The organism is Micromonospora sp. 15K316, from assembly GCF_004348525.1.
In the GTDB taxonomy this organism is placed as follows: domain Bacteria; phylum Actinomycetota; class Actinomycetes; order Mycobacteriales; family Micromonosporaceae; genus Micromonospora.
The window spans coordinates 1-7,505 of the sequence record NZ_SMKG01000265.1 but is presented as its reverse complement, the minus strand read 5'-3'; the positions used below and the strand labels follow the sequence as shown (position 1 = coordinate 7,505).

Sequence of the window (7,505 nt, the reverse complement as noted above, 5' to 3'; positions counted from 1 at the left end):
CGCCCCCACTCCCCCGCCAGGGACCCCGCAGCTGCCCGGCTGCGGGGTCCCTTCGTCTCTGCCTACGACAGGGAGACCCCTGTGTTGTCCTTCCCCGATGTCCACGCTCTCACCTCGTGCGTCGCCGCCGCCGACGCTGACGCCGACCTGCGGGGCTGGGGTCAGCCGGTAACGCTGCTGCTCATCCACGACCGGTCCCCGGCCGCCCACGAGGCACAGCGCGAGATCCGCAGCCTGGAGTTCCCACTCCACCCCAGCGATGTACCCACCGATGCGGCTGGCCGGCTCGCGCTGCTGCATCACATCGCCGGCGAACTCGACAGGCCCGCGACGCCCTACCAGGCCACGCTCGCCGCCATCGTCGACCTGCTCCGGGCGGCCACGCCCAACGTCCATTTGCTGGCCTGGGCCGCCTGCTACCGCGATCTTCAGCCCGTCGACCAGCGGCTTCGGCAAGCCCGCCGAATTGACGCCGTCGACATCGATGGCCGCTTCTACCAGCTCACCCGTCTGCACGGCGAGGACCACCCCGTGGTGCTCGTCGACGACACCCCGGACCCGAACAACACCCCTCCTACTTATCGCGGCCTCGTCGCGCTACTGGCCGCCGCCGGCCGCTTCACCCAGACCCGCACCCGCGCCAGGCTCCGCATGACCAGCACCGGGCGCAGGCCCCGCTCGGACCCGGACGAGCCGATCTTCGGGGTGTGCGGGCCTGACGGCGAGTCCCTCCGCTGCCGAATCTGCGCGGCGGTCGACGAGCACGCCGTCACCGAGCTGCCGTCCATGGCCGGCTACGGCGAGGACACCGACGTCCGCTGCACCCGCTGCGGGTCGGCCGAAACCACCGACCCGATCTTCGGCTGGCGCGCCAAACCCGCCACCTGGCCTCCCCTGCCCCAGCACGACCAGCCGTGACGCGCTGCACCCGCTGAAGGAGTCGAGTTCCGTGAGCACCCACTGCTACATCGGCGCCACCCGCCCCGACAAGCCTCATCTGGTGCACACCCGATTCGTGCTGTTCGACGGCCACCCGGCCGCCGTGCTGCCCGCGCTGGCCGCGGTCTGGGCCCACCACGCTCGCCGCGACGTCGCTGGGCTGATCACCGCGATCCTCGCCCATGACTGGGAGTACCTCGACCCGGACATCACCGCCGCGATCCGCTCGCCTTTGCCTGGGCAGCGTCCGGTGCCGGGCGTGGGCATGACCCTGGCATCCGAGGCGGACTCGTCGGAGCCGGTCACGGTGTTCCCGCTGTGCCATGCCAGGCACCTCGACGCCGGATGGATCTACCTCATCGACGCGGGCACCGCCAGCATCGGCGTGCACACCAGCGACGGCACCCGCCTCGCCACCTACCACCTGGATACCTGCCTGCAGCCGGGCGACGCCGAACCTGGTGAGCGGTCGGGCCGACTGCGGTCGGCGGCGGGAGCTCTCAGGTGAGTGCTCGCGCTCTCACCGCGATCACCGGCGCGGTGATCGCGATGCTGGTGCTCTGCGCGGGCGGCGTCGGCGCCCTGTTCACCGGAGGTGGCAGCGCCTCGGCCGGCTGCTACACCACGGTCGGTCCGGACGGACAACCGTTGCTGCCTACCCTCGCTCTGTCCCCACCTGCTGCCGGGACCGGCGGGTGGGACAGCGAACAGGTAGCCCACGCCGCGACCATCGTCGCCGTCGGCACGGAACTCCGGGTGCCGCCCCGCGGGTGGGTTATCGCCTTGGCCACCGCCCTGCAGGAGTCGAGCCTGCGCAACCTGCCCGGCGGTGATCGCGACTCGATCGGCCTGTTCCAGCAGCGCCCGTCGCAGGGCTGGGGCACTCCGGTCCAACTGCGGGATCCCCGCTACGCGGCCGGCATGTTCTACCGGGCGTTGCTGGGCGTCGACGGGTGGCAGGCCATGGCCTTGACCGACGCGGCCCAGGCCGTGCAGCGCTCCGCCTATCCCGGCGCCTACGCCAGATGGGAGGACGACGCGATCGCCCTGGTCCGCGTCCTGACCGGCGGCACGGCCGCCGGCCCGGTGGCCGGTGATCTGGAGCAGGCGATGAGTAACCCGCTGTGCCTGTTCGACGGGGGCGACGGCCAGCCCGGCGGGGCGCAGGTGCCTCTACCGGACGGGTTCGCTCTGCCGCTGGGCACTCCGCCGCAAGTCCAGACGGCGATCGGCTGGGCCCTCGGTCAGCTCGGCACGCCCTACACCTTCGGCGGGGACTGCACCGCACCCCACTCGGGTATCCCCGCCCGCCAGTGCGACTGCTCGTCCCTGATGCAGCAGGCGTACCGGGCCGCAGGTGTCGCGCTGCCCCGGGTCACCCGCGACCAGGTCCACGCGGGCCGCCCGGTCACCAACCAGCAGGACCTGCGGCCCGGGGATCTGCTGTTCATCCCCGGCAGCCGAGGCAGCACCAGCCGCCCCGGCCATGTCGGCATGTACCTCGGGGGCGGGCTGATCGTGCAAGCCCCACACAGCGGCGACGTCGTCAAGATCAGCCGCCTGTCCGCCTGGGCCGACCAGCTCGCCGCCGTTCGCCGCATCGTCGAACCCCCAAGGAAGGGCAGCTCATGACCACACGACCACCGGACGCGATACCGGGTGACGGAAACCGGCCGATGACCTATCGGCCGACCGATCGCGTCGCCCTGGAACACACCACCGATTCGCACACCCTGTTGCGCCCCGGGGATGAGGGCACCGTGCGCCGCTACGACCCGCAGACGCAGGTGCTCGACGTGGCCTGGGACAACGGTTCACGCCTGTCACTGCTCCTCGGCGAGGGCGACCGCGTCCGTTCCATCGCCGGACCCGGACCCGGACCCGACCGAGAATGGGAGCGGGTACTCGACGCGCTGCGATCCGCCGGTGAGACCGCCGGGCGCGAGGCGGCCAACCAGTGGGCGCAGCACATACTCGGCGGCCAGGCCCGCGGCGATGCGGCCGCGACAGCCCGACAGGTCCTCACCGGCATCGAGAACATCGACCCGCCGATTCTCGACGGACTCCCGACCGCCGACCGGTACCTCCTGGCCGACGACGCCGACCGGTACGCCGACGTTGCACCGCCGGACGCGCCGGCCTGGGAGAGGCTCACCGCCCGGCAGTGTGATCAGACGCGGTGGGCTTGGTGCGACGGCTACGACGCCGCCGCTCACGCCGAAGCGGCCCGCCGCTGCCGGATGGTCCTGCACCCCGACGGTGACGACCGGGACCTGCGCCACGTCTACCCGGACCGGGTACGAGTGGGCGGGCCGGGCGTGTTCGCGGGCGACTGGGCGTGGGCGCCGAACGACGCCGGGGACCTGCGGGTTCCGGTCGGGTTTGTCGGCACCCTGATCGACACGTGGAACGGGTGGGCCGTGTTCTGCTGCGCTCGGGACGTGGCCGAGGCGATCGTCGCCGACCAGCAACAACACCGGGACCGCTTCCGCCGGCACCTCGCGGCCGAGGGCATCCCGGAAGCGGATCTGGACCGTCGGGTGGACGAGTCCCTCGGGCGGATGTGGTTCGACGGGGACGTCATCGTCGTCGACGGCACGCGTGTGCAGGACGACCCGGACGCGATCGACCACATTCCGGCGACCTTTGATGGCCAGTACGTCGTGATGGGTTGGTGCTGGACGTGGATCGCGGTGCATCCCTACGACTGTGATCGCATCGCCGGCACCATCCCCGACCCGCCGGCGACGGCCAGCAGCCCGAGCGGCTCATCTCGCGGTCATCACCCCGGACCGAAGCCGACCTGACGCGGACCCGGCGACGCTACCGGCCCCTCTACCCCGAACACATCTGCCCTCGACGCCACCGGCGCGCCGAGGGCTCCTGTCTCTCTGTTCAATAACGGAAGGAATGCCTCTGATGGCAACCCAGACGGTTGTCCTGCTCACGGACGACATCGACCACAGCACCGACAACGTCGACACCCACCAGTTCGCGTTCGATGGGGTGGAGTACGAGATCGACCTGTCCGGGCAGAACGCGGCGCGGTTGCGGGAAGCCCTCGCGCCGTATGTTGCGGCGGAACGCCGGCTCCCGAAGCGACGCACCGCCCGCCGGCCCGGTGCCGGCGGTCGGGAAGGCCGCGCGGACGATGCCGCGGTTCGCGCCTTCTGGGCCGGCCGCGGGCGGCAGTTGAACTTGGCGCCGTATCGAAGCTACGGCCCGATCCCCTCAGCGGTCCGGGATGCCTACCGCGCCGCCGGCTCGACGGGTCGGGAGAAGCGCTGATGGGACATCGTCTGCTCGCGGTGCTCGTGCGTGCCACCGCCACCGTCGAGACCATCGACGCGCACCTGGCCAAGCCGATGCGTCCCTTGCTGCGCGCCGGCGTCATCGACGGCTACCGGCTCGGCGGGCAGGTGACCGGCGCGTGGGCGCCGGCCTACGAACCGGCCGCCGACCCGAACAACTGGCGCACCTGCCCGGCCTGTACCGGCAGCAGCACTGTCGACGCAGCCGTGTGCGCGATGTGCGCGGACGCCGAGCGGGCCGGGCGCAGGTCCGGCACGGTGGTGCCCTGGAGCTACACCGACTGGGCACGCAATGCCGGCGACATCGTCGCGCTGCCGCGGCTGCTGCATCCCGGCTGGCGTTTCCCACCGCGCCGCACGCCGATCGCCTGGGTCGACTTGGCCGGCGTCGTGTGGCTGAACACCGACGAGGCGGTGCTCACCGGCACCGACAGCGGCCGCGTTCCGCCGCGCCTGCTGGCGGTCTTCCGGGACCTGCTGGCCGGACGCCGCAACCCCGATCCGACGCAACCGGCACCCCGACGCGGGACTACCCCGGCCGGCTGGCTCCCGCCCGAACGGTCCACTGCCCGCCATCAGCGGCTGCCGGGCGGCGGGTTCCATCCGGCGGACTGGTCCGTGGCGGTGGTCGATGCCCACTCGTGAACACCAGCCGGCGCAAGGCCAGGCCGCCGTGTTTTCCGGCCCTTGGTTGCGCTACGAGCCGGTCCCCGGCGTCCACCGCTACCACCACGGTTACGTCGGCACGGTGACCGGCTTCTGGAACGGGGCCTACGAGATCGCCGTCGACACCGACGCCGTTGCCGCTCTCGCCGAGACGTTCCACGCGATGGCGGACTACGTCGGGGGTGACTGGCGGACCGTCGACTTCGACGGACGATTCCTGACGGTCGCCCGGCCCCTGTCCCTCGGCGGCGGTGTCCACCGCGTCACGCCCGACGACGGCCGTTACCGGATCGGTTGGGGCCTGCCCTGGCAGCCCGTCGACCTTCGACGCTGCGACCAGGTCTTCGGCCGCTCATAACCACGGTCTCCCCGATAGCGACGGCTGCCGCTCCCTGTCGCTGCTGACGTTGCTCCAACTGTTCCGTCTCCGCTGCGCGGATGTTCTTTCGCCCGCGCACCCGGAGACGGGTGCGCGGGCCCATCCCGAACCTCTGGAGGACCCGCATGAATCCCACACCCCCCACCGCCGCACCTGCGGCGGCCGGTGGCCGGCGCCCCGGCTACCTGTACCACAAGGTCGCCTCGCACCTCGCCGCCAACCCGGACCAGATGCTCACCGTCGGTGAGGTCACGAACGCCATCTCCGCCCCCTCCACCGGGGCGGTCTTCGAGGCGTTGAAGAAGATGGCCGCCGCCGGATACGCCACCCACCTGACCGGCCCGCACCGCTTCCAGATCACCCAGGCCGGGATCGACGCCGCCGGAACCATGCCTCCGCCCGCACCACGCACACCCCGCGGCGGCCCCCACGCCGGGCGGCGGCAGCCGGTCACCCGCCCGAACGGCGACCTGTACTTCCCGCGCAAACTCGCCGGCGCCACCGACGTGGACGTCCTGCGCCGGCTACGCGACAAGCGCATCCCCGTGCTGCTCTACGGCCCGCCCGGCACCGGCAAAACCGCCCTCGTCGAGGCCACGTTCCCCGATCTGCTGACCGTCGCGGGCACCGGCGACACGGTGGTGGAGGACTTCCTCGGCAACTTCATCCCCCTCCCCGACGGCGGGTTCGAGTTCGTCTACGGCCCCCTGGTCACCGCCATGCGCGACGGGCGGGCGCTGTTGGTCGACGACGCCACGCTCATCCCCCCGAAAGTCCTCGCGGTGCTGTACCCGGCGATGGACGGCCGCCGCGTCATCACCATCCCCGGATACCGCAACGAACGTGTCGAAGCCGTCGACGGGTTCTACGTCATCGCCGGCCACAACCCCGGCGTCCACGGCGCCATCTTGACCGAGGCCCTCGCCTCGCGGTTCGACGTGCACGTCGAAGTCAGCACCGACTGGGACCTCGCCCGCCACCTCGGCGTCCCCCGCCCCGCCGTCGAGGCCGCCATCGCGCTCAACGCCGACCTCGCCGCTGGACGCGTCAGCTGGGCGCCGCAGCTCCGCGAACTGCTCGGCTTCACCCGCGTCAGCAAAACCCTCGGCCCCGCGGCGGCGGTGGCGAACCTCGTCGGCCGCGCCCCGCAAGAGGACCGCGAACAGGTCCTCGCCGCCCTCAGGCAGAGATTCGGCGCGGACATCACCCCGCTGACCCTCGGCAAACAGCGCTAACCCCAACCCTCGGAAGGAGAACCTGTCATGTCTCACCCCTCCACCCACCGGGCCGCCGGCTCCGGTATCCCGGCCGCCGGCGCCCCGGGCTGGCATCCGTGGAGCGACGCCTGGACGCAGCACGTCCCGGTCCTGACCGGCCGCCACGACCTGACCGTCACCGTCGCCCCCGGCGCGGGCGGCGGCGCACCCGCCTGCTTCTACCCCGACGCCCGCCGCATCGAGGTCGACGCCACCCACATTGGCGCCCCCGACATCACCAACCCCCACAAGGCCGGCCACAAACGTCTGGTGCCCACCGCCTACGGGCTGCTCGTCCACGAAGCCGCCCACGCCACCCACAGCCTGTGGACCACACCCCCGGGCACCCCGCCGGTCGTCGCCGCCGTCGCCGACCTACTCGAGGAGTCCCGAGCCGAGAACCGGCAACGCGGCAGACGCCGCGGCGACCGCCGGTGGCTTCGCCACACCGTCACCACCCTGCTCGACCCCAACGACGCTCCAATGGACGACGCCTGGCACGCCGCTCACCTCGCCGGCCTGCTCCTGGCCCGCGTGGACGCCCGCATCATCACCGCCAAAGACATCAAAGGAGTCCGGGCCGCCGTCACCACCGTCCTCGGCCGCAAAAGACTCCGCCAGCTGCGCGACGTGTGGCGCCAAGCCCACACCGTCGACGACACCGACGCCGCAACGATGATCGACCTGGCATGGCGGTGGTGCCGCATCCTCGACATCGACCCCGGTCAGCAGCCCGAACCGCCGCAACCCGACCCCGGTCAGTTCGCTGGCCAACTCGCCCAAGCACTGGGCGACTACCTCGCGCACACCGCCGGCCTGACCCCCGCCGAATACACCGCCCAACAAATCGACGGCCGGCACAGCGCACCCCCGTCCTGGACGCGCCGCGACCCCACCGACGCCGAACGCGCCGCCGCCCGCCAGCTCGCCGCCCGGCTGCGCCGCGCCCGCACC

The 7,505-nt window shown here is 72.1% G+C and carries 8 protein-coding genes and 1 pseudogene; all 9 read left to right on the top strand.

The window, feature by feature from the left end; genetic code table 11:
• Positions 1-81: 81 nt before the first annotated feature.
• Positions 82-918, top strand: a complete 837-nt coding sequence (locus E1211_RS33585) for a hypothetical protein (RefSeq protein ID WP_243709740.1) — start codon at positions 82-84, stop codon at positions 916-918.
• A 31-nt stretch (positions 919-949) separates the two neighbouring features.
• Positions 950-1,447 (top strand): hypothetical protein, encoded by a 498-nt coding sequence (locus E1211_RS28885; protein ID WP_132352863.1) that lies wholly within the window; start codon positions 950-952, stop codon positions 1,445-1,447.
• Positions 1,444-2,571, top strand: coding sequence for a C40 family peptidase (locus E1211_RS28880; RefSeq protein ID WP_243709739.1), 1,128 nt, complete (start codon positions 1,444-1,446; stop codon positions 2,569-2,571). Before E1211_RS28885 ends, E1211_RS28880 begins: the two co-directional genes overlap by 4 nt.
• A 44-nt stretch (positions 2,572-2,615) precedes the next feature.
• Positions 2,616-3,746, top strand: a complete 1,131-nt coding sequence (locus E1211_RS28875; protein ID WP_132352861.1) for a DUF4314 domain-containing protein — start codon at positions 2,616-2,618, stop codon at positions 3,744-3,746.
• A gap of 112 nt (positions 3,747-3,858) precedes the next feature.
• Complete coding sequence (locus E1211_RS28870) at positions 3,859-4,227, top strand: Lsr2 family protein (protein ID WP_132352859.1); 369 nt, start codon at positions 3,859-3,861, stop codon at positions 4,225-4,227.
• On the top strand, positions 4,227-4,895 hold the full coding sequence (locus E1211_RS28865; protein WP_132352857.1) for a hypothetical protein: 669 nt from the start codon (positions 4,227-4,229) through the stop codon (positions 4,893-4,895). The genes E1211_RS28870 and E1211_RS28865 overlap by 1 nt, the downstream gene beginning before the upstream one ends.
• Before the next feature lie 28 nt (positions 4,896-4,923).
• Positions 4,924-5,274 carry a hypothetical protein gene (locus E1211_RS28860; RefSeq protein ID WP_243709738.1) on the top strand — a complete coding sequence of 117 codons (351 nt, stop codon included), beginning with the start codon at positions 4,924-4,926 and terminating at the stop codon, positions 5,272-5,274.
• Between the two features lie 146 nt (positions 5,275-5,420).
• Positions 5,421-6,530: an AAA family ATPase gene (locus E1211_RS28855; protein ID WP_132352853.1), complete on the top strand. Its 1,110-nt coding sequence runs from the start codon at positions 5,421-5,423 to the stop codon at positions 6,528-6,530.
• 27 nt (positions 6,531-6,557) lie between these two features.
• Positions 6,558-7,505, top strand: a pseudogene (locus tag E1211_RS28850) (VWA domain-containing protein); the annotation flags it as partial.

Coding starts and splice junctions, on each gene's coding strand:
- E1211_RS28875 (WP_132352861.1), top strand. CDS start 2,616: ATGACCTATCGGCCGACCGATCGCGTCGCCCTGGAACACACCACCGAT.
- E1211_RS28870 (WP_132352859.1), top strand. CDS start 3,859: ATGGCAACCCAGACGGTTGTCCTGCTCACGGACGACATCGACCACAGC.
- E1211_RS28865 (WP_132352857.1), top strand. CDS start 4,227: ATGGGACATCGTCTGCTCGCGGTGCTCGTGCGTGCCACCGCCACCGTC.
- E1211_RS28855 (WP_132352853.1), top strand. CDS start 5,421: ATGAATCCCACACCCCCCACCGCCGCACCTGCGGCGGCCGGTGGCCGG.